The organism is Serratia sp. FDAARGOS_506 (assembly GCF_003812745.1).
Taxonomy (GTDB): domain Bacteria; phylum Pseudomonadota; class Gammaproteobacteria; order Enterobacterales; family Enterobacteriaceae; genus Serratia.
Window position 1 is genome coordinate 4,405,885 of the sequence record NZ_CP033831.1, and the last position, 22,731, is coordinate 4,428,615.

21 protein-coding genes are annotated in these 22,731 nt (G+C 57.9%); 10 read left to right on the plus strand and 11 right to left on the minus strand.

Annotated features, from left to right (window positions below; genetic code table 11):
- Positions 1-5 precede the first annotated feature (5 nt).
- From EGY12_RS21325 to flhD, 10 genes are all read right to left on the minus strand, one after another.
- Positions 6-1,055, minus strand: coding sequence for a chemotaxis response regulator protein-glutamate methylesterase (locus tag EGY12_RS21325; RefSeq protein WP_015378262.1), 1,050 nt, complete (start codon positions 1,053-1,055; stop codon positions 6-8).
- On the minus strand, positions 1,055-1,927 hold the full coding sequence (gene cheR / locus EGY12_RS21330) for a protein-glutamate O-methyltransferase CheR (RefSeq protein ID WP_038876818.1): 873 nt from the start codon (positions 1,925-1,927) through the stop codon (positions 1,055-1,057). Before cheR ends, EGY12_RS21325 begins: the two co-directional genes overlap by 1 nt.
- 37 nt (positions 1,928-1,964) lie before the next feature.
- Positions 1,965-3,581 (minus strand): methyl-accepting chemotaxis protein, encoded by a 1,617-nt coding sequence (locus EGY12_RS21335; protein WP_038882060.1) that lies wholly within the window; start codon positions 3,579-3,581, stop codon positions 1,965-1,967.
- A gap of 76 nt (positions 3,582-3,657) precedes the next feature.
- Positions 3,658-5,328 (minus strand): methyl-accepting chemotaxis protein, encoded by a 1,671-nt coding sequence (locus EGY12_RS21340; protein ID WP_049200613.1) that lies wholly within the window; start codon positions 5,326-5,328, stop codon positions 3,658-3,660.
- 194 nt (positions 5,329-5,522) lie between these two features.
- Positions 5,523-6,023 carry a chemotaxis protein CheW gene (gene cheW, locus EGY12_RS21345; RefSeq protein WP_123895279.1) on the minus strand — a complete coding sequence of 167 codons (501 nt, stop codon included), beginning with the start codon at positions 6,021-6,023 and terminating at the stop codon, positions 5,523-5,525.
- Positions 6,024-6,055: 32 nt separating this feature from the next.
- Positions 6,056-8,077 (minus strand): chemotaxis protein CheA, encoded by a 2,022-nt coding sequence (cheA, locus tag EGY12_RS21350; RefSeq protein WP_123895280.1) that lies wholly within the window; start codon positions 8,075-8,077, stop codon positions 6,056-6,058.
- Complete coding sequence (gene motB / locus EGY12_RS21355; protein ID WP_123895281.1) at positions 8,074-9,150, minus strand: flagellar motor protein MotB; 1,077 nt, start codon at positions 9,148-9,150, stop codon at positions 8,074-8,076. Before motB ends, cheA begins: the two co-directional genes overlap by 4 nt.
- Positions 9,147-10,037, minus strand: a complete 891-nt coding sequence (motA, locus tag EGY12_RS21360) for a flagellar motor stator protein MotA (protein ID WP_015378266.1) — start codon at positions 10,035-10,037, stop codon at positions 9,147-9,149. The genes motB and motA overlap by 4 nt, the downstream gene beginning before the upstream one ends.
- 145 nt (positions 10,038-10,182) lie before the next feature.
- On the minus strand, positions 10,183-10,767 hold the full coding sequence (gene flhC, locus EGY12_RS21365; RefSeq protein ID WP_019452971.1) for a flagellar transcriptional regulator FlhC: 585 nt from the start codon (positions 10,765-10,767) through the stop codon (positions 10,183-10,185).
- Positions 10,767-11,117, minus strand: coding sequence for a flagellar transcriptional regulator FlhD (gene flhD / locus EGY12_RS21370; RefSeq protein ID WP_049201218.1), 351 nt, complete (start codon positions 11,115-11,117; stop codon positions 10,767-10,769). The genes flhC and flhD overlap by 1 nt, the downstream gene beginning before the upstream one ends.
- 1,338 nt (positions 11,118-12,455) lie before the next feature.
- Here flhD and ydgT point away from each other — a divergent pair.
- The 3 genes from ydgT (at position 12,456) to EGY12_RS21390 (ending at position 14,405) form a co-directional block, all read left to right on the plus strand.
- Positions 12,456-12,671, plus strand: coding sequence for a transcription modulator YdgT (gene ydgT / locus EGY12_RS21380; protein ID WP_004934895.1), 216 nt, complete (start codon positions 12,456-12,458; stop codon positions 12,669-12,671).
- A gap of 197 nt (positions 12,672-12,868) precedes the next feature.
- Positions 12,869-13,288 carry a universal stress protein UspC gene (gene uspC, locus EGY12_RS21385; RefSeq protein ID WP_049201221.1) on the plus strand — a complete coding sequence of 140 codons (420 nt, stop codon included), beginning with the start codon at positions 12,869-12,871 and terminating at the stop codon, positions 13,286-13,288.
- An 85-nt stretch (positions 13,289-13,373) separates the two neighbouring features.
- On the plus strand, positions 13,374-14,405 hold the full coding sequence (locus tag EGY12_RS21390) for an NADP-dependent oxidoreductase (RefSeq protein ID WP_123895282.1): 1,032 nt from the start codon (positions 13,374-13,376) through the stop codon (positions 14,403-14,405).
- A 34-nt stretch (positions 14,406-14,439) separates the two neighbouring features.
- On the opposite strand, the gene pcp is transcribed toward EGY12_RS21390, so the two are convergent.
- Entirely contained in the window at positions 14,440-15,087 is a 648-nt protein-coding gene (gene pcp / locus EGY12_RS21395) for a pyroglutamyl-peptidase I (protein WP_123895283.1), read from the minus strand.
- 97 nt (positions 15,088-15,184) lie between these two features.
- On the opposite strand from pcp, the gene EGY12_RS21400 reads away from it, so the two are divergent.
- The 7 genes from EGY12_RS21400 (at position 15,185) to EGY12_RS21430 (ending at position 22,687) form a co-directional block, all read left to right on the plus strand.
- The gene (locus tag EGY12_RS21400) at positions 15,185-16,117 is read left to right on the plus strand and encodes a LysR family transcriptional regulator (RefSeq protein WP_123895284.1); all 933 of its coding nucleotides are present in this window, start codon (positions 15,185-15,187) and stop codon (positions 16,115-16,117) included.
- A 580-nt stretch (positions 16,118-16,697) separates the two neighbouring features.
- Positions 16,698-17,219, plus strand: coding sequence for a DUF3592 domain-containing protein (locus EGY12_RS21405; RefSeq protein ID WP_123895285.1), 522 nt, complete (start codon positions 16,698-16,700; stop codon positions 17,217-17,219).
- Between the two features lie 102 nt (positions 17,220-17,321).
- Entirely contained in the window at positions 17,322-17,822 is a 501-nt protein-coding gene (locus EGY12_RS21410) for a hypothetical protein (RefSeq protein ID WP_123895286.1), read from the plus strand.
- 173 nt (positions 17,823-17,995) lie between these two features.
- Positions 17,996-20,548 (plus strand): DUF2169 domain-containing protein, encoded by a 2,553-nt coding sequence (locus EGY12_RS21415; RefSeq protein ID WP_123895287.1) that lies wholly within the window; start codon positions 17,996-17,998, stop codon positions 20,546-20,548.
- The gene (locus tag EGY12_RS21420; protein WP_123895288.1) at positions 20,545-21,612 is read left to right on the plus strand and encodes a pentapeptide repeat-containing protein; all 1,068 of its coding nucleotides are present in this window, start codon (positions 20,545-20,547) and stop codon (positions 21,610-21,612) included. The genes EGY12_RS21415 and EGY12_RS21420 overlap by 4 nt, the downstream gene beginning before the upstream one ends.
- 30 nt (positions 21,613-21,642) lie before the next feature.
- Positions 21,643-22,278, plus strand: coding sequence for a DUF3540 domain-containing protein (locus EGY12_RS21425; RefSeq protein ID WP_123895289.1), 636 nt, complete (start codon positions 21,643-21,645; stop codon positions 22,276-22,278).
- A 16-nt stretch (positions 22,279-22,294) separates the two neighbouring features.
- The gene (locus EGY12_RS21430; RefSeq protein ID WP_049201234.1) at positions 22,295-22,687 is read left to right on the plus strand and encodes a DUF4150 domain-containing protein; all 393 of its coding nucleotides are present in this window, start codon (positions 22,295-22,297) and stop codon (positions 22,685-22,687) included.
- The last annotated feature ends 44 nt before the right edge of the window (positions 22,688-22,731 follow it).

Genomic DNA, 22,731 nt, shown 5'->3' on the forward strand with positions numbered 1-22,731 from the left:
TAAAATCAAATGCGCAATGCCTGGCCGCCGGCGATCTGCGCCAGCATGCGCTGGCTCATCCTGTCCAGCTCGACCACTTCGCTCACGCCGCCGCTGGCGATCGCCTCGCGCGGCATGCCGAACACTACGCAACTCGCCTCGTTCTGCGCCAGGGTATACGCCCCGGCGCGGTGCATCTCCAGCATCCCCGCCGCCCCGTCGTTGCCCATGCCGGTGAGGATCACCCCCACCGCATTGCGGCCGGCGTATTGCGCCACCGAGCGGAACAGCACGTCGACCGACGGACGATGACGGTTGACCGCCGGGCCGTCATGCAGCTTCACCTGATAGTTGGCGCCGCTGCGCGTCAATTCCAGGTGGCGATCCCCCGGAGCGATGTAGGCGTGGCCCGGCAGTACGCGCTCGCCGTCCTCCGCTTCTTTCACCGTGATCTGGCACAGCTTGTTCAGCCGTTCGGCGAACGAACGGGTGAAACCCGGCGGCATATGCTGGGTGATCAGCAGCGCCGGGCTGGTAGCCGGCAGCGGCTGCAACACCTGGCGGATCGCTTCGGTGCCGCCGGTGGAAGCACCGATGGCGATCAGTTTTTCACTGCTCAGCAGCGGCGCATGGCTTAGGATCGCCGGCGCCGGGCTGCTGGAACGCTGCGGCAGGCGCGCTCTGGCGGCGGTGCGGATCTTCTCGGCAATCAACTCGCTGTAGGCCAACATGCCCTCGCGAATGCCGAGCTGCGGTTTGGTCACGAAGTCCACCGCGCCCAGTTCCAGCGCGCGCAGCGTGATCTCCGAGCCTTTGCCGGTCAGCGAAGAGACCATCACCACCGGCATCGGCCGCAGGCGCATCAGCTTCTCGAGGAAGTCCAGCCCGTCCATGCGCGGCATCTCAACGTCCAGCGTCAGCACCTGAGGGTTAAATTTTTTGATCAGATCGCGCGCCACCAGCGGATCCGGCGCGGTCGCCACCATCTCCATGTCGGCATGGCCGTTCACGATTTCCGTCATCAGCTGACGCATCAGTGCCGAATCGTCTACGCATAACACTCTGATTTTACTCATTACCTCTCCTTGGTCAGCCCATACACGGTCTGCCCACGCAAGTAGAAATCCCGGCTGATCTGGCTGAAATTCTCGGAGTGGCCGGCAAACATCAGCCCCCCCGGCTTAAGCAAGGGAACGAAGCGGCGCAGGATGCGCTCCTGCGTCGCCTTATCGAAATAGATCATGACGTTGCGGCAAAAAATGGCGTCGAATTGCCCCGGCAGCGCCCACTCCGGCGCCAGCAGGTTCAGCGGCTGAAAGTTCACCCGCGCCGCCAACTCTGGCCGCACGCGCACCAGCCCCTGATGCGGCCCGGTGCCACGCAGAAAATAGCGCTGCATTTGGGTCGGTGTCAGAGTGCGCAGATCCTCCTGGCGGTAAACGCCCGTTTCCGCTTTTTCCAGCACCTGCGTATCAATGTCGCTGGCCCAGACCTGGCAACTGCCGGCACGTTGCCCCAGAGCATCGCTCAGCGTGATGGCGATCGAATACGGCTCTTCGCCGGTCGAGGCCGCGGTGCTCCAGACGCTGTAGCCGTTCGGCCGCGAGCGCGCATGCTCCGCCAGGATCGGGAAGTGATGCGCCTCACGGAAGAATGCCGTCAGGTTGGTGGTCAGCGCGTTGATAAACGCCTGCCATTCCGCGCTGTTCGGATCGCTTTCCAACAGCGCCAGGTAATCGCCGAAATCGTGCAATCCCAATAGCCGCAAACGGCGCACCAGGCGGTTGTAAACCATCTCGCGCTTATGCTCCGCCAGCACAATGCCGGCGCGTTGATAAATCAACTGGCTGATGCGGCGAAAATGCACGTCCGACAGCGGCAGGCGCTGCACCATTTGCGTCAACATCGACGCAGTATCCCGGTTAGAAGTTGACGGCGCCTGTTTCATGCCACCTCACCGGGGAAACACGTGCTGCTTATGCGGTTTAACAATCTTGGGCTTCCTTTACCACGGGGGAAACTGCGTTGTTGCTGTTACCTGGCGCGACGAAGTTATCGTCCGCCAGACGGAATACCGCGACCGCGTCGGCCAGGGTAATGGCCTGCTCTTCCAGCGCGGTGGCGGCAGAAGCGGACTCTTCCACCAGCGCGGCGTTCTGCTGGGTGACCTGATCCATCTGAGTCACCGCCTGCGTCACCTGCTCGATACCACGGCTCTGTTCATCCGAAGCCGATGCTATCTCGCCCATGATGTCGGTCACGCGGGTCACCGAACGCACGATGTCCTGCATGGTGGCGCCGGAGTTTTCCACCAGCACCGAGCCGTGCTTGACGCGGCTGACCGATTCGTCGATCAGCACCTTGATCTCTTTCGCCGCCTGCGCGCTGCGGCTCGCCAGGTTGCGCACTTCGCCGGCGACCACGGCGAAACCGCGCCCCTGTTCACCGGCGCGCGCCGCTTCCACCGCCGCATTGAGCGCCAGAATGTTGGTCTGGAAAGCGATGCCGTCAATCACGCTGGTGATGGCGCCGATCTTCTGCGAACTGTTGGCGATATCGTGCATGGTGTTCACCACGTCGCCGGCCAGTTCGCCGCCTTTGGCCGCAGTGGCCGAGGCGTCGCGCGCCAGTTGGGAGGCCTGCCGCGCATTGTCGGCATTCTGTTTCACCGTGGCGGTCAGCTGTTCCATGCTGGCGGCGGTCTCTTCCAACGAAGCGGCCTGCTGCTCGGTGCGGGAAGAGAGATCGTTATTGCCTTCGGCTATCTCCTGCAGGCCGATCAGAATCGACTCCGCCCCGTCGCGCACGGCGCCGACGGTGCCGATCAGCGACTGCTGCGTGCGTTGCAGGCTGGCGAACAGCATGCTGATTTCATTGCGGCCATACACCTGAATCGGCGTCGCCAAATCGCCGGCGGCGATGCGTTCAAAGTGGCTGCGGATTTGGTTCAGCGGCTGCACCAACATGGTGCGCAGCCACCACATGGCGCTGCCGGTCACCACGATCAGCATCAAAACCGCCCCCGCCAGCATCAGGCCCGCCAGCGTGAAGGAGAACTGGTTGCCGTCTCTGGCCTCGTTAATGTCGCCGTTGACCAACTGCAGGTACTGCACGAAATCGGCCTCGAACAGGTCCTGGGTTTTCTGCGTCGGCTGGTCCATAAACGCCTGCAGATCCCCTTTCTCGAGGAAGCCGATCAGTTCGCGCAACGCGCCGCGCAGCCGCTCGTAGCTGGCCTTGGTGGTTGCCGTCTGCTGGCTCTGCTGTTCACTGCTGCGTTCAACCGCCATGAACTGATTGAAATAGAGATCGGCCTTCTGCAGCGAGCTGCGGGCGCTGCTCATCAATTCATTTACCTGCTCCTGCGGCAGTTTCAGCGCCGCGCGGGTGCCGGCGCGGTTCAGCGTATTGCGGGCCTGCAACAGCGACACCCAGCTCAGGCTGAGCGAATCGCGCTGCTGGCTGCCGAGAGTGATGATGTCGAGGTTGTGGTTATCGGAGCGAAACGCGGAATACGACAGGCCGCTGCTGACCAACTGCAGAACGCAGAAGGTCATCAACAACAGGAACAAGCTGGTAGAGATACGGATTCGGTTAAACACTGTGAACCTCCTTGCAGCCGGCCGGCGACCGGCCTACGTAGGGAAAAGGGCCCCTACGAGAGAGGCCCGATACCGGTCAGAACGTTTCCCAGTTATCCTGCAGATCGCTGGCGTTCATTTTCTTATGATTGATTACCGGTGTTACCGACGCCTTACTGGTGACAGGCGCCTTAAACTCTTCCTGGCCTTCCGATCTCAGGCGGAATACCGCTACCGACTGAGTCAGCATGCTGGCTTGTTCTTCCAGCGCCGCCGCCGCCGAGGCGGACTCTTCCACCAATGAGGCGTTCTGCTGGGTAACGCGGTCCATTTCCGCTACCGCCTGGCCAACCTGATCGATACCGCGGCTCTGTTCGTCCGAGGCCGATGCGATTTCGCCCATGATGTCGGTCACGCGGGTGACGGCGTTGACGATGTCGCCCATGGTTTCGCCGGCGCTTTCTACCAGCACGGAACCCATGTCGACGCGGCTGACCGAGTCTTCGATGAGGCCTTTGATCTCTTTCGCCGCCTGAGCGCTGCGCTGCGCCAGGTTGCGCACTTCACCCGCCACCACCGCGAAGCCGCGGCCCTGTTCGCCGGCGCGCGCGGCTTCCACCGCGGCGTTCAACGCCAGGATGTTGGTTTGGAAAGCGATGCCGTCGATCACGCCGGTAATATCGGCGATCTTCTGCGAACTGCCGGCGATGTCGTGCATGGTCTGCACCACGTTGGCCACGACCTTGCCGCCTTTCTGCGCGGTTTCGGAGGCGCTCAGCGCCAGTTGTGAAGCCTGACGGGCGTTTTCGGCGTTCTGTTTCACCGTCGCGGTCAGCTGTTCCATGCTGGCGGCGGTTTCTTCCAGCGAAGCGGCCTGCTGCTCGGTGCGGGACGAGAGATCGTTGTTGCCTGCGGCGATTTCAGACGCGCCGCTGTAGATGGCATCCGCCCCCTGACGCACGCCGCTGACGGTTTCAATCAGTTCGCTTTGCATGTGTTTCAGGCTGGCCGCCAGCACGCCCATTTCGTTGCGGCTGGTGACGACGATCTGCTGAGTCAGGTCACCTGCGGCGATCTGTTTGATGTGGTCGATCATACGGTTCAGCGGACGCACCAGAATGTGATGGATACCGGTCCAGGCCAGTACGATCACCGCCAGCACCACCACCAGAATCACGATCAGCGTCCAAATGGCCGAGTTGTAAGAGCTGTTGCTGCCGTCGACCGCAATTTGGTACAGCTTGCCGTTTTGTTCCAGATAAACGTTGTAGCTCTGCTCAAAATTGTCCTGGTAGCTCTGCGTAGGCTGATCGAAGAAGGCGTTGATCTTGCCTTCGCCCAGCAGTTGGATCAGCTCGGACAGCGCGCCGTACAGAATGTCGTATTGCTGCTTAACGCGCTCTGCCGACTGGGGATCCTGACGCGGATCCTGAGGAATTTTCTCGTACGCCGCGTAGTGTCTTTCCGCCTCGGCCAGCTCTTCTTTCGCCTTGGCCAGCAGTTCATCAATGGTGGCGCCGCTGCCGATCTTATTGGTATCCATCATGTAGCGAATACCGGCACGGTTCAGGGAGTTGCGCGCCTGCAGCAGGTCAACGCGGCTTTCACTCAGCTGCAGCTGCTGCTGGCGGATAGTTTGCAGGACGGTAAAGTTTTCCTTATCGCTTTTCAGCGAGGAGAAAAAGAGTCCGCCCGAAATCAACTGCAAGGCGCCAAACAGCACCAACACCAGCAACAGGCTGGTGACCACCTTCATACGATTTAACATGATTTCCCTTGTTGAAGCCCGCGCAGACAGGCTTTGATGACGTTGAATGAGAGAGTTATCGGCGCCGTGCGGCAAAACTTTATGCGGGAAAGTAACTATTTTTAGTGGGGGTTACGGACGCAGATGGCGGCGCCACGACAGGTCAGGAATAGTGATGGGTGAAGGGGGCAGCGCCCTGCCCCCCGGGTCTGGAATCAGACGCTCTTGGCCACGCTGTCGACCAGCGACATCTCTTCGCTGCTCAGCAGCTTTTCGATATCGACCAGGATCAGCATGCGCTCGCCCAGCGAACCGAGGCCGGTGAGGTATTCGGTAGCCAGCGTTACCGCGAACTCCGGCGCAGGGCGGATCTGTTCAGTGGTCAGCGAAAGCACGTCGGAAACGCCGTCGACCACGATGCCCACCACGCGCTGGCCAAAGTTCAGCACGATCACCACGGTGTTTTCATCATAAGAAACACTCTGCTGCGAGAATTTCACCCGCAGGTCGATGATCGGGACGATCACGCCGCGCAGATTGGTAACGCCCTTGATGAACGCCGGCGTGTTGGCGATACGGGTTACCTGATCGTAGCCGCGAATTTCCTGCACCTTGAGGATATCGATGCCGTACTCCTCGTTGCCCAAGGTAAAAATCAGAAACTCTTGCCCTACCGTTTCGCCAGCCAATTTGCTGACGGCTGCCAATCCTGCCATATCATTCACCTTTTAAATCAATAAACTCATTATTATGCGGCGGCGTCCGTCAGACGCTTTTCACGGTTCAAGGTTTGCAACGCCGAGACATCGACGATCAATGCCACGCTGCCGTCGCCCAAAATGGTCGCGGCGGAGATGCCCGGCACTTTGCGGTAGTTGCTTTCCAGATTCTTCACCACCACCTGGTGCTGGCCGATCAGCTGATCTACCAGCAGCGCATAGCGGCGGCCGGCGCTTTGCAGGATAACTACGATGCCCTGCGTAGCGTCGGTTTTGGCACCTTCCACTTCGAATACCCGATACAGCTCCACCAACGGCAGGTATTCGCCGCGCACCTGCAGCACGCGCTCGCCCCCGGCCAGCGGATGCAGATCTTCTGCCTGCGGCTGCAGCGACTCCATCACCGCATTCAGCGGCAGGATAAAGACTTCGTCGTTCACCTTGACCGACATGCCATCGAGGATCGCCAGGGTCAGTGGCAGCAGGATGCGGATGGTGGTGCCTTTACCGGCCTGCGAACGGATCTCGACGTGGCCGCCCATCTCCTGAATATTCCGTTTCACCACGTCCATGCCAACGCCGCGGCCGGAAACGTCGGTCACCTGCTCAGCGGTGGAGAAGCCCGGTGCAAAGATCAGCATGCCAACCTCTTCGTCGCTCATGCTGTCGCTGACCGCCAACCCCTGTGAAGCGGCCTTGGCGAGAATTTTTTCACGGTTCAGGCCGGCGCCGTCGTCGATGACCTCAATACAGATGTTGCCGCCCTGGTGTTCGGCCGACAGCACCAGATTGCCCACCGCCGACTTGCCGGCGGCGATGCGAGTGGCCGGCTCTTCGATACCGTGATCGAGGCTGTTGCGCACCAGGTGCGTCAATGGATCGATAATGCGTTCGATCAGGCTCTTGTCCAGTTCGGTGGAACTGCCCTGCAGCGTCAGCTCCACCTGCTTGTTCAGCTTGCCGGCCAGATCGCGCACCAGACGCGGATAGCGGCTGAAGACGTATTCCATCGGCATCATGCGGATCGACATTACCGACTCTTGAAGATCGCGCGCGTTACGCTCCAGCTGGCTCATGCTGTTCAGCAGGTCGCCATGGTTCACCGGATCGAGCGTGCCGGAGCGTTGCGCCAGCATCGACTGAGTGATCACCAACTCGCCCACCAGGTTGATCAGCTGATCCACCTTTTCCACCGCCACGCGAATGCTGGTGGACTCGCTCGCCTTGGCGCGCGCTTTCGGCGCTTCCGCCGGTGCGGCGGCCGGTTTGGCGGCCTGCGGCGCGGCGTTCGCGACCGGCGCAGGCGCAGACTCCGGCACGGCGACCGCTTCCGGTAAACTCGCTTCTGCGATAGCCGGTTCGCTCTGCGTCGGCGTCGAGAAGCTGATTTGTTCCGGTTCCAGCACGAAGCACAGCACCGCGCTGATGTCGTCTTCGCTGGCAGAGGTGAGCAACGTCACGTCCAGACTGTGTTCTGTCTGATGAGGGTCTTTAACCTCGCCGAGGTTGCCCAGCTCTTCCAACATCAAGGGGATTTCACTGGCTTTCAGCCCGTTCAGGCTGATGCGCATGCCGCCTTCGATCGCCGCCGGCGCAGCCGCCGGCTTCACGACAGGCTGCTGAACGGCAGGTTGAGCCGCAGGCGCCTCCTGCTGCTGTTGTGCTTCCAACGCCAGCTGGCGCAGCGCCTGGCAAATGTATTCGAAGCTTTCGGCGTCAGGCTGTTGCGAGGTTTTATAGGCGTCCAGTTGCTCCTGCATAATGTCTTTGGTTTCCAGAAACAGGTTGATAATCTCGGTGCTCAGGCTCATTTCCTGGCGTCTTGCACCGTCCAGCAGGTTCTCCAGCAGGTGGGTGGTTTCCTGCAGCACCGAAAAGCCAAAGGTCGCCGCGCCGCCCTTGATCGAGTGCGCCGCGCGGAAGATGGCGTTCAACGGCTCGATATCGGGAGCCAACGGATCCAGCTCCAGCAGGTGTTGCTCCATGTCGGCCAGCAACTCGTCCGCCTCATCAAAGAAGGTCTGATAAAAATCGCTAATGTCCATGCTCACGGGGTCACCTCTGGCTGTGAGTCGCGGTTAGTCGGTGCGGGGGCGGCCGCCGGTTGTTCCGGCGTTTGGCCGGCCGTGGCTATCGCCGGGGATGCCTGCGATTGACCGACGGAGTCCGTTGCCGGCAACGGCGTTGGCTCAGTCGGCGTTGCCGATTGGGATTCCGGCGTTTGGCTGGCCGGCGCAGTCGCCGACGGAGCCAGTTGCTTCAAGCTGTCCGGCTGGGCAATATCCATCGCGTTGCTTTCGGCATTTTCGTGTTCGATGCCTTCTTGCGTTTCCTTATTCAGCACCAGCACGGTGATGCGACGGTTAATCGCGTCATCGGCGCCGTGCTGCTTCAGGCTCATGGTCGCCGCCATGCCCACCACCCGCAGCACCTTGCCTTCCGCCAGGCCGCCGGCGATCAGCTCGCGCCGAGAGGCGTTAGCGCGATCGGCCGACAATTCCCAGTTGCTGTAGCCGCGCTCGCCGGTGGCATAAGGGATATCATCGGTGTGGCCGGACAGGCTGATCTTGTTCGGCAAGTCGTTGAGGATCGGCGCTATCGCCCGCAGAATATCGCGCATATAGCTTTCGACCTGCGCGCTGCCGGTTTTGAACATCGGCCGGTTCTGACTATCGATAATCTGGATGCGCAGCCCTTCGTCCATCATGTTGATCAACAGGTGCGGACGCAGCGCCTTCAGGCGCGGATCGGACTCAATCAACTCATCAAGCTTTTCGCGCAGCTTATTCAGGCGCAGCTCTTCGGCGCGTTTGTCCGGCGAATCGACCTGTTTTCTCACCAGGCCGTGCTGCTGCGTAGGATCGTCACCGCCCCCCGGAATTGGGCTGCTTTCGGAACTGCTCTTGTCGCCGCTGGTCAGGGCGACCTTGAGCGGCGTGCGGAAATATTCGGCGATTTGCGTCAGCTCCTGCGGGCTGGCGATCGCCAGCAGCCACATCACCAGGAAGAACGCCATCATCGCCGTCATAAAATCGGCATAAGCGATCTTCCAGGAGCCGCCGTGATGGGCGGCATGATGCGACTTGCGCTTTCTGACCAGAACGACCGGGTGATTCTGTTTCATGCTTCTTCTTCTTCCGTCGCCTGCTGCGCCGGCGCTTTCACGCGGCGCACGTGTTCTTCCAGCTCAACGAAAGAAGGACGTTCGGTGGTATACAGCGTTTTACGGCCGAACTCGACCGCGATCTGCGGCGCGTAGCCGTTCAGGCTCGACAGCAGCGTAACCTTGATGCACTGCATCATCTTGACGTTTTCGGCGCTTTTTTGGCGCAGCAACGTGGCCAGCGGCGAGATGAAACCGTAGGCCAGCAAAATGCCGAGGAAAGTACCGACCATGGCGTTAGCGATCAGCGCCCCCAGTTCCGCGGCCGGCCGGTCTGCCGAAGCCAGGGCGTGCACCACTCCCATCACCGCCGCGACGATGCCGAACGCAGGTAAGGAGTCGCCCACCATCGCCAGGCTGCCGGCGGGCACTTCACTTTCCTGCTCGTAGGTTTCGATCTCTTCGTCCATCAGCGCTTCGATCTCGAACGCATTCATATTGCCGCTCACCATCAGCCGTAAATAATCGGTAATGAACTCCACCAGGGTGTTATCGGCAAGGATGCGCGGATAATTAGAGAAAATTTCACTTTCTTGCGGATTATCGATGTCGAACTCGAGCGACAGCATGCCTTGCTGACGCGATTTGGCCAGCAGGCGGAACAACAGCGCCATCAGATCCATGTACAGATCTTTGTTGTATTTGGAACGGCGCATCAGCCGCGGCAGCGCGCGCAACGTAGCCTTGATCGCCTTGCCGTTGTTGCCGACGATGAAAGCGCCGACCCCCGCTCCGCCGATAATCAGAAACTCCGCCGGTTGATATAACGCCCCGAGATGACCGCCCACGATCAGGTAGCCGCCAAACACCGCACCCAATACCACGAGATAACCCAAAATAACTAGCACACGCATTCCTTAAATTAACAATGTGGATGGAAGGTGGGGCAAACGCGCCCTGGCGCAACAGACCAGGCTGCGTGTCTGGGGGCGGCATGCCGCCCCTGCGTATCACACGTCGGTATTCATTGCCGAGAGCCGGCAATGTGGCGGCTCAAATGGCGCGTTTGACCTGCTCGTCCAGCAGTTGAGGAATAATATCGGCCAGTTGCGGCGAAAGTTTACGTCTTTTTACGGCGCGGGATGGGGGTTGGCATAAACTGCAGATGAAACCGTTCAGCGGCTGGTGCGCGTGGGTGATAAATGCGCCGCCGCAGCAGCTGCAGGCGGAAAGCTGCAGCATGCCGCTGTCGACGAAACGCACCAGCGTCCAGGCGCGGGTCAGCGCCAGCAGCGGCGCATCGCCGGCCTGCTGAGGGCACTGCTCCAGGTAGAGGCGATAGGCTTTAATCACCGCTTCCACACCGCTGCACTGCCCGCTTTTCATCAGAAACAGGTAGGCGTTGTAAAACATCGAGGAGTGAATATTCTGTTCCCAAGTCATAAACCAGTCGGTTGAGAACGGCAGCATCCCTTTTGGCGGCGGGCTACCGCGCAACTCCTTATAAAGTTTAATCAAGCGCCCGCGGCTGAGCTGGGTTTCGCTCTCCAGCATCTGCAAACGGGCTCCCAGTGAAATCAGCTCCATGGCGAGCTGAATGTCCTTGGCTTCTTGAACAATACTTTTTTCAACCATCATCAGGCTCTTTTCTTCGTCGGGCTAGCGTCTTTAGTCGATAGCTCTTGCAGTAAATGGCTTGATAGCAAAATGCCGGTATGGATTTGTTGCAGATCGTCGACGCGCGACTCTTTGGTCAGGCGTTCGATGGTCTGGTGATCGTTAAAGCGGAAGTGGCAAACCAGCTGGTTGGTCTCGGCCAGTTTAACCATTTGCGGCAAAGTCAGCTGCGCCAACGCGTCGGCCATGGTTTCATCGATACCAAGGCGGAACATTGCGGACGCTTTTTCATCGTTGATCAAACGCTGTGCTAAAAGTAAATATGACAAATTGATGTCATAAATATGCTTAAGTAATTCAGACGTACCCATATTCCCCATCCCGACAGACTATGTTTAAAAACATACGCTGGGTGATAAATTTTATCGCCCGTGACTTGGGTTGTTTCCCAAAGTTGGCAAATTAATCTCTCAAAAACGACTGCTATAATTTTCGCCAATCGCTAAATTCGACCACTGTTCAGTATTTGCTACGAGCGTAAACCAACGTGTATGGATGTACAGCATTCTGCTTCGATAGTGTTTAGTCACCATGAAACTATTTTTACAAATTTAATAAGATTATTCCTAAAGCAGCGCAACTCTACCCCCGAACCATTAGCACACACAATGTAAGTGAGAGGCAATTTTAAATACAATGTGACATAGATCACAAAAATTAAAAATATTTAAACCAAATACCCCCAAATGCGCACATTTTTTGACCGCCATTTTGGTCAAAAAATAGACATAGGTAAAAAAACGTCTTAAAAACAATGTTTATAAGCCAAAAAATTATCTTTTTTAGATCAATTCGAACAAAAGCATCACCAAACCAAAATAACAGAACAAAAATCTGCATATAGCCAACAAACTCAGCATAAATAACCAGTTAAGCTACTAAAAAATATCCAAGCTGAAAAATAACCAGCGTAAACTATAAGGTTATTAGCTATCAGATTTGACTTAATCCCCTCGCTTGAGGCTGTTCTAATTTTCAACATCAGGTGATAAGGGCTTATCAATGATTCGTTGACGTAGTGAACAAGCAAACAGACGTAACGATATGTTTCCGTATCAGCACGGCGAAAGAATGGTCTTTTTGCGTTAAATCACCCCCAAAACGGTATATCGACCGCGCACTCTAAAACTTTAATGCTTTTTTATTTCTTTTCTGTCGCCGTTATAATTATTCCGCAGGTGAATAGATTATTAATGTCCCCCCGTTCCCGCCCCTTCATTGCCATAAAATAAAACGCAGTTTTGTTTTACCCTCCCTGATCTTTGGATCGGAGAGACCGAGCACCAATGCAAGCGGCGATGAAAAACACCGCGTAACGCCGTTGCGCCTCTTTGGACAGATGAAAAAAACGCCGCAAAAGCGGCATCGCGCACTTGCGCGTAGCAGGAACAGCGGTGCTTCTGCCGTCAGCCAGCCCTGAGACTTTCCCTATTTCTTCATTTATCAGCAGGATGAGATTGCTGATGGCACACTTGCATATTATGATTTATCAAAGCGCCGCCACAGGCGACGCCTCATTATTACCCAGTGCAATTTATCTACTTGAAATGATTTTTGTCAGGTCGTACATCACTGCCTCGGCGGCGTTGCCGTGAGCCGCTGATGTGTTATTCACCCGGCTTCAACTATTAACAGGCTATATTTTAATCATGACCGATACGCTCGAATATCTGCTGACATTCCGTAAATGCTCCTCTTTGGACAGCCTGGAAAAGGTGTACGACAAACTGAACTACTCCATTGAAAATGATACAGAAATGAGCAACATGTACCGCGCCGCCGACCACCGTCGCGCCGAGCTGGTTGCCGGTAAATTGTTCGATCTGGGCAAGGTACCGAAAACGCTGTGGGCGCAGGTGCTTTAATTCAGCGAAATTACGTGCGGCAACGGTTTTATCTTTTATTGCTATATAACCGGCCAAACTCAGCTTTTATTGCCGCACGTGATGCGAAACACATTTATTACGCCAGCCAGGCTCTACCCTTTATCCGAGCGCAGCATTTTCTCTAAGGCCACCGACACGGCCGCCTGAAAAACGACGGATACGACAAGGAGTGGAATATGGGGTATCAAAACGTTCTGGTCACCGTCGCCGTCGCGCCTGACAGCCATCGCCTGGTGGAAAAGGCCGTCTCCATCGTTCGCCCCTACAGCGGCAGCATTACTCTATTAAGCACCCTTGCCAACCCGGAAATGTACAACAATTTCGCCGGGCCGATGCTGGGCGACTTACGCGCACTGATGGAGGAGGAAACGCGGCTGTTTATGGAGGAGCTGCGCCAACGCGCCGGTTATCCGATTGCCGATACGCTGATCGTGCACGGCGAACTGGGTGACAGCCTGGAGTACGCCAGCCGCAACAGGCCGTTCGACCTGCTGCTCTGTGGCAATCACCGCGACGGCATGATGAACAAGGTCTCCTGTTCCGCCGCACGCTTCATCAATATCAGCCATATCGACGTGCTGATCGTCCCGCTCTAACGCTAAGCACATTCGGTAACGTTGCCCTGCCGCCCTTGAACTAGGCTTAACGAACCTTGTTTGTCGCAATGCAAAGGAGCTTTCGATGTCCCCTTCTCAACAGAACCGTCGCTTCCTGCTGGCCTCGCGCCCGCACGGCGAACCGACGGCGGCGAACTTCCGTCTCGATACCGTCCCCGTGCCGCAGCCCGGCGCGGGGCAGCTGTTGCTGCGCACCGTTTATCTGTCGTTGGATCCTTATATGCGCGGACGCATGAGCGATGCCCCTTCCTATGCACCGCCGGTCGAGATCGGTCAGGTCATGGTGGGCGGTACGGTATCGCGCGTTGAGGCCTCACAACATCCCGATTTCAGCGTCGGCGATTGGGTGTTGGGCTATGACGGCTGGCAGGATTACGCCCTGTCCGATGGCAACGGCCTGCGCAACCTCGGCCCGCACCTGTCGCATCCTTCCCGCCTGCTGGGCGTTCTGGGCATGCCGGGGTTTACCGCTTACATGGGATTGCTCGATATCGGCCAACCGCAGGCGGGTGAAACGCTGGTGGTAGCCGCAGCCAGCGGTGCGGTCGGTTCGGTGGTCGGCCAAATCGGGAAGCTGAAAGGTTGCCGCGTCGTCGGCGTTGCCGGCGGGGCGGAAAAATGCCGCTATGTGGTGGAAGAGTTGGGATTCGACGCCTGCATCGATCACCGCGCCCCGGACTTTGCCGACCAGTTGGCTGCCGCCTGCCCGCAGGGCATCGACATCTATTATGAAAACGTCGGCGGTGCGGTGTTCGACGCCGTGTTGCCACTGTTGAACGCCAAAGCGCGCATTCCAGTCTGCGGCATCATAGCCCATTACAATGCCACCGGATTACCTGCCGGGCCGGACCGCTTGCCGCTGCTGGAAGGGCTGATCCTGCGTAAACGCATCCGTATGCAGGGCTTTATCATCTTCGACGACTACGGCTCACGCTTTGATGAGTTCCTGCAACAGATGAGCAGCTGGGTCGAGCAGGGGAAAATCAAGTTCCGCGAAGACATCGTCGACGGGCTGGAACAAGCCCCGCAGGCATTTATCGGTCTGCTGCAGGGCAAAAACTTCGGCAAGCTGGTGATCCGCGTCGCCGAGCAATAACCGATAACAGGGCGTGGTGCACCACGCCCTGCTTTTAATGCACGGCGCCGTCACCGAATCGCGCATCCTCTTCTACCGTCAGCGTCACCTGCACAATAGTGCGCACTGCTTCTGCCATCGTCGCCAATGCCATACTCGGCTTGCCCGGATGCGCAGCCGCCAGTTCGTGGCTGTAGGGAATATGCACGAACCCGCCCCTGATCCCCGCGTGCTGCATCTCCAGATAGTGCCGCAGACCGTAAAAAATATGGTTGCAGTTATAAGTGCCTGCCGTATAAGAGATCGCCGCCGGGATCCCCTGCCGGCGGAGCTGCTGCACTGCGGCCTTAACGGGCAGCGTGCTGAAATATCCCACCGGCCCACCGGCGACCACCGGTACGTCGATCGGCTGTTGCCCCGCATTATCGGGAATGCGGGCATCGATCAGATTGATGGCTACCCTTTCCAGCGATATCTCGGCCCGGCCCCCGGCTAGCCCCAGACAAATTACCGCCAGCGGCTGCAATGCCTCAATCGCTGCGATCAACCGCGTATTGGCCACGCCCAATACGCAGGGCAGCTCAAGCACCGCGATTTCCGCACCGGCTATCTGTTCACCGGCCAACGTCTGCACTACCTGCCAGGAAGGATTCACCGCATCACCATCGAACGGCTCAATGCCGGTGATCAATACTTTGTTCATCATTTCCCCTGATTGAAGGCTAAATTCGTGTGCTACCAGCCTAAAGAACGCAGTATGATTCTGGAAATGGATTATCTGTATATAGAGTATTCATAAAATGAATTTAGCCAACGTCGATCTCAACTTGCTGGTGGTGTTCGAAGCGTTGTACCACACGCGCAACGTGACCGCCGCAGGCCGGCGTCTCAACCGCGCCCAGCCCTCCGTCAGCAATGCCTTGGCGCGGCTGCGCACGCTGCTGAACGATCCGCTGTTTGTTCGCAGCGGCGGCGGCATGGCACCCACGCCGCGCGCCCACCAGCTTATGCCGCAGATTCAGCAGGTGCTTGAACAGATTCATCTCGCGTTGGCGCCCCCTGCCCGCTTCGATCCGGCCACCGCCGAGCAACGGCGCTTTACGCTGGCGGCCGGCGACTATGCCGATATCGTGCTGCTGCCCGCCATCATCAGCCGATTACGTCAGACAGCGCCCGGCATCGATATTCGCGTTTCGCGCCTGGATCGCCACAATATTTACCGGCAGTTGGATCGCGGCGAGGTGGACATTGCGCTGGGTGGCCATCTTTCCGGTACGGAAAGCCACTATGTGCGCACGCTGTTTGAAGAACACCTGGTGTGCATCGCCAGCCGTTCACATCCGCAACTGGCGGATGGCCGCTGGGATCTGGCGCGCTATCTCAGCCTGCCGCATGCGTTGTACGCACCGGCAGACGACGGCTCCGCCAGGGGATTGGTCGACCGACGCCTGGCGGAAATCGGCGGTCAGCGGCGCGTCGCCGTGACCTTTTCACATATTGTCGCGCTACCGGCCGTAATCGCCGACAGCGATCTGATCGCCACCCTGGCTGCCAGCGTGGCCCGGCATTTTTCCGATCCGCAACGCGTACGCTTTCTCCCGCTGCCAAACGAATTGGCCATCGCCCCTTTCCCCATTGAGCTGATCGCCGGCCGGCAGGTGCAACGCGATCCGGCATTAATCTGGCTCTGTGAGCTGATAGAGCAACTCTCCTTCACCCCTTCCCCATGTTAACGCCCACACTCGCTGTATTTTTAACCGTTCAAACTCACATCCCAAGGGCCCGCCGGTGAGCTCAGTGACGCCCGCCAAATAGGAATCATCCGAATTAACATTCGGCAAATTTATATATTTGATCATCTTTAACAAGAAAATGGTAAGGATAAAAAACAATCAGTGACTTTTTTTACGTAAAAAAAGAGTTGTTTTATAAGCAAGTTGACTTAAGTGTTACACATTTATTTTTTGGTATTACCATTTTCCCAATAATTTGAGATAAAAAACGATCTGCTCGCATCTATATGTTTTAGATAATAAAAAGCAAGATCGTGAGCAAGTTAACGAATTGAGCATTGATCCACAAGGCTATTTTGCAAATGCAGAGCTCTATTGTAGACTGCACAAATCGTGCCTTTGTGTAAACTTTGTTAAATCTTTCGTCAGTTCCTGTCTCTATTCGTGACAGATACGCCATCGGGATCGTGCGTCAATTCTCGTGCGGTAGCTATGCCTAAACCAGCAAATACTATGGTTCGCCTTATCATTTCCTTGCCCCCTTTGTCCGCCTAACGGCTGTTGTTTAGAAGGCTTTTCGGTGAGGCAAACCGCACGGTTGTGCCCAGCGCTAGGGTACCTGACGCAAAACCGCGATTTTCGCATCTATCGGGAGAAGACCGTTCCCGACATTCTGACTCAGGCGCTGGCGATCTTTTATAAAGAGACGCCCATGTCGAAGGCCAAAAATATTTTCACCGTGATCGGTTTGATTTTATTAGCTCCCATCCTCAGCCTCGTGGGTTTCTTCAAATTCATCACGGTCGATCTCTGGCGCTATTTCAAACATATCGGTTCCTCTCTCAGCATGATGGAGAACGGCGTTTCTGCCTCCGGGCAAATCATCAGCATTCGCCAGACCAATCTGTGGGACGGAAACCGACCGGTCTGCGAAGTCGAAGTCAAATACATCGACCAAGACGGAAAAAACCATACGGCCGTAGCGAAAGGCCCGATCAGCGTCGTGGAGCTGCCGCGTTATCAGCCAGGCCATTTCACCGCGATAAAGTACGACCCGAAGAACCCAAAAAAAGCGGTGATCGAGGAGCTTTCCCGACTTTGAGCGAAAGAAATCCTTTCAATTCACGTCATCCGGTATCCACGTGCTGAAAACGACTTGTCGTCCATCAGTCCACTAAATCACCTTGCATAAGGAAGTGTCACGATGGGTGCGTTTATTGCCTTTTCGACGCAGGACAGCCTCTGGGGACAAATCCTGTTGACCTTCTTTGGCATCCTGGTGGGCTGCGTGTTGCTCGCCGCGATCGGCAAAAATTTTTTGCCGGCAAGCCGGGCGGCGGCATTACCCGTGCGGTTGCTGATCTTTGTCGCTCTTATGCTGGCTCTCCTGAAATACAACCAGCAAGTGATGTCTGCGGTGAATACCCCCGCAGAACTGATTGGGTTCCTGATCTTGCCCGGCTTTATGATGAGTTACCTGAGTGCGGCGACACCGGGCAGACTGGCGCTGGCGATCGAACTGGGCTGTTTTACAGCGGTCGCCGCGCTGTTGATTCTGGGCACTGCCGGCATCGGCTTTTTTGCGCCCTATCACCTGGAGAGCGTCGGCCAATTTACCGCCAAGGCGATCGCCGCAGCGTTGTCCGTGGCCGCCGTACTTCTGGCGCGCGGAATAAACGGGAAGGACAACGCGCTGTCCTCGTGATCATCCGTTTCGAAGCGGGGCTCTTTCCCCGCATTAGCGAGCGGCCCTCAGCGCCGCATCGTTTTCTTCATCTGTTGTGACATAGCCTGATATCTATTAAACCGAAAAACGGATTGTTTTTGAGCAAGCAGCCTGGCTGCCGGCTGATATCCACAGGAAGCTTTACACACACAATGAAAGTCGTAAAACCTCTGCGCCTCAGCGCGCTTCATCGCCCCTTCTTTTGGCAAGGGCAAAATCATCTGGGCGTTTCCGTTTTGGCCTTGGCCGATATGGGGGCCTCCCCGCGCCTGCGCCCCGAACCTGAGCTGTGGCAGCTGGCTGCCGAAGAGCTCACGTTAAGCGGCGGCGTGCTCGACTTGGCTATCCCGAAAGCCTGTGCAGAGTTTCTCGCCACCGGTAATGCCTACACCCATCATCAGCAAGACAAAACCGCCTGCGCCGTGAAGATTCAACTGGATTCGCTGGAGAAAACGCTGGTGGTTTTCGGCGATCGCCATTGGATCAACGATCGTCCCTCTACTCCCCTCCCCTTTGCAGAAATGCGTCTGGACTGGCGCCGGGCTTACGGCGGCGCTCAGTTCGCCGATAATCCACACGGTATCGGCGCCACTCCAGAAACATTTCCGCAAGGCCGCATCCATCGCCTACCCAATGTCGAACCGCTGCAGGGGCGTCTTACGTCTCCTCGGCAAAGCGCGCTACCGGCAAGCTTTGACGCGCTGGATATCACCTGGCCACGGCGCTTCTCCCGCATCGGTAAAAACTACGACGCCGACTGGTTGAAAAATGGCTTTCCCGGCTTCGCCAACGACATCGACTGGCGCCTGTTCAACATGGCGGACAGCGACCAACAGTTTCCCCAACGCGACAGTCTGCCGCCTCAGGCCGCCTACCGGATATGGAACATGCATCCGTCGGAGCCAATGCAGCAAGGGCATTTGCCGCCGTGGCGCATACGCTGCTTCATCAACCGGCTGCGCGCCGGCGAAGCGTATTTCGAAGAGATCGCCATGCGCCACACCACCGTCTGGTTCTTCCCCCATCGGGAACAGATGCTGCTTATCTATCAGGGCAGCGTACGCATCAATGAAGACGACGCCGCCGACGTGATGCAACTGATGCCGGCATTGGAAATTGAAGGAGAGCCGCGTTCCACCGAGCATTATCGGCAGGTGTTGACCCAGCGGCTGGATAAAGAACAGGGTGCCCTGCACGCTTTTCGTGAACAAGACCTGTTGCCGGAAACATGCATCGGTGCCTGGCTGGATACGGAAACGCCGACGCAGCAAAGCCCGATCGCGGAAAATTTCGCCGCCTACGAACAGCATCAACGCGAAGATCACCGCCAACGCTTGCTGCGCGAAGGCCAGGACATCGATGAACTGTTCCCGCTGCCGTCGCAAGAAGCGCCGCCGAAGCTGGATCAACTCGCCGAATTCGTCGAGCGACTGGAGAGCCAGGCCGAGGCGCAGTATCAGGACATGCTCAAACTGGCACAAGCTAACGGTATCGACCCGCTCAACCCCGGCGGAGAGCATATGCCATCATCCGGTGCGGAAAGCTACCAGCAGCAGCGCGATCTGCTGTTTCAGGAGGGGCATCAACGTCCCGACGCGTTTAGCGACAAGCAGCTGGGGGAAAGCGAGCGCGCGCTGCACCAGATGTATTTAATGTCGGCACAGGCGCAAAGCCCGGCGCTGCGTTTAAGCGGCGATCTGGCGCAGATCATTCGCCAACGCGTCGCCGCCGCCATGCTGCGCGATAAAGATCTCAGCGGCCTTGATCTCACCGGTGCCGATCTGTCCGGCATGGACCTCAGTCAGGCTAACTTGCGCGGCACATTGCTGGAAAACGCCAATCTGCGCCACACCCGGCTGGCGGGCAGCGATCTTCGCGAGGCGATGTTGGCCCGTGCCGATCTCAGCGGCGCCGTCTTGCAGCAGGCCAATCTGAGCCATGCCTCCTTGGCCCTGGCTAAATGCGAAGCGACGGATTTCGGCGGCGCGCAGCTGCACGAAACCAACATTCAGCAAACGTTGTTTCAGCGCTGTGATTTCACGATGGCGTCACTACGCGATTTGCTGGGGTACGAAACCTTGCTCGGGCAGTGTGATTTCAGCCGTGCCACGCTGGCCAACATTACGCTGATGGAGCTACAGCTGGAGCAGCTGACATTCAGTCACGCTCGGCTCGACAAAATCAGCTTCGTCAAATGCCGGCTGCTGGCGGCAAACTTCAATCTGGCTCGGCTGGAGAGCTGCACCTGGATTGACACCGAGACGCAAAGCCTCAGCTTCCGCGCCGCACGCCTCACGGCCTGCGCCTTTGTGGCAAAGACGCTGTTGCCGCAGGCGGATTTCAGCGACGCGACCCTAAACCAGTGCAATTTACGCCAGATGCCGTTGCCGCGGGCTAATTTCAGCCGTGCGCGTCTCAACAACTGCGACCTGTCGGAAACCCGCCTGAACGGGGCCGATTTCCGCCAGGCCAACGGCAGCGGCAGCCTGTTCATCCGCAGCGATCTGTCCCAGGCCAACCTGCGCGACGCCAATTTCACTGCGGCGATCCTGCAAAAATGCGTGTTGTCAGGCACCGACCTGCAGGGCACCAACCTGTTCCGGGCCGATTTGTCGCAGTCGCAAGTGGATCAGGCGACCCGGCTCGACGGCGCCTATACCGTCAGAGTGAAAACATTGCCTCGCCACAACGGGAAGGAAGTATGACTTCAAGACCTGAGCAGATACGCCAACGCGTAAAACGCGGCGAGCTGATTGCCGGTGAGGATTTGCACGGCCTGTCATTCGCCGATATGGATTTGGCCGGCGGCATGTTCAACGAACTGAACCTGAACGGCGTTAACTTTTCCGGTTGCGATCTGCGCGACAGCGTATTCAGCGATTGCCAGCTCGAACACGCTCAGTTCGCGCGGGCGAACCTGAAGCAAACGGCCTTCAATCAGTGCGCCATGTCGGCCAGCCGCTTCAGCGAAAGCCATATCGAACTGACGATGTTCAACGATTGCCGGCTTGAACAAAGCGATTTCAGTCGGCTGCCGCTCCACCAAAGCCACTGGATGTCATGCCAACTGGCCGGCGCGAATTTTTCCGCCACTCAGCACGATCGCACCACCTTTTACGAAAGCCCGCTCGACGGTGCAGCGTTGAATCATGCACGGTTATCTCTTGTCACTTTCTTTAGATTAAACCTCTGCCAAACAGAGTTTGAAGGGGTAGATTTCGACCGTGTCACGTTTTTCGAATGTGACCATCGTGGCAAAAGTTACGCCGGGCAGCGCCTGATCGCCTGCCAGTTCACCGATAACCAACTGGACGATGTCGACTTCAGCCAGGCGACGCTGCGTCAGAGCAACTTCAAGGGCGCTTCACTGCGGCGCGCCAACCTGACGGGCGTGCAGGCGCAGCAGTCGCTGTGGCTGGAAGCCAACCTGACCCAGGCGCAATGCCGCGGCGGGCAGTTCGATCAGGCGATCTTCAGCGAAGCGACGCTGGACGCCGCCAACTTCAGCCAAGCGCGTCTGTATCAGTGTGTGTTCCAACACAGCCGCGCAGCGCGCTGTGATTTCAGCGACAGCGACCTGACCTACGCCGATTTTTGTTATGCCGACATCGGCGCCGCCGATTTCCGGCGCGCGCGTTTTATGCGAACCCGTATGCACCGCGCCCACCAGCAGCAAACGCGCTGGGGCGATCGCAGCGGGATTCTCGAGAGCGACGAAGAACTGTACGCCGCCGAAACCTGGAGCGCACAGCGCCAAAGCCGAATCTGAATGCATTGACCACTTCACGAGGGGATCACCATGAGCGTTGCCAACACAACTCGCGCCGTCAACATCGCACCGCCCCAGCAGGCCGCCGGCCAGGTTGTCAACCTGTTGCCGGACGGTAGCCTGGTGGTGGAATGTGAAGGCCGCGGCTGGCATTGCCGCCGGGCGGCGAGCTGCCTGCTGACGCCGGCCCTCGGCGACAACGTACTGGTCGCCGGCTGCGGCCACCAGCTGTGGGCGATCGCCGTCCTCGAGCGCGCGGAGCCGCAAAACGCGGCGCGGCTGAGCATCGAAGGCGATCTGCACATTGAAACGCCAAACGGCTCGCTGTCGTTGCACAGCGCGCAGGCGCTGAAACTGAGCGGTGACGCCATGAGGCTACAGGCGAAGACCGGCGACTGCCACGTCGACAAGATGAAATACAGCGGCGAAGAGCTGTCGGCCTTCGTCAGCATCAGCCGCCTGGTCGGCAAACGCTGCGAATCGCTGTGGCATTCGGTCAGCCAGATCAGCCATTCACTGTTCCGCAAAGTGCGCCAGACCGAACACGTGCGCGCCGGGCAGCTGGATTATCAGGCGGAAGATTACGCCCGCGTTCATGCCCGCAACACGCTGATTACCTCAAAAGACATCACCAAGCTGGATTCGGAACAAATCCACGTCGGATAACCTGCGGAGGCCTTTTATGTTTGCCAACAGCCAAATGATCGGCATGGACCTGGCGTTTCCCGACGTCTGTCTGACGCCAAGCCCAGCGCCGGTGCCCGTGCCCTACCCGGATATCGCCCTGGCGCCAACCGCCATCCCGAACGCGTTCAACATTCTGTTCGTCGGCACCCCGGCACACAACATGGCGACGGTGACGCCACTGACCAACGGCGACAACCCCGGCGTGGCCACCGGCGTCGCTTCCGGCACGGTGATGGGGCCGTCCCGCCACCTGACCGGCGCCTTTACCGTGTTACTCAAAGGCACTCCGGCTACTCGGCTGACCAGTCTCAGCCTGCAGAATTCCACCAACGCGCTCGGCATGCGCATCGTGCCGAGCCAATTAAAAGTGTTGCTGCTTGCGCCCTGATGACGGCGCCCTATTACACAGCCATTCAACAAGATTAAAGAGGA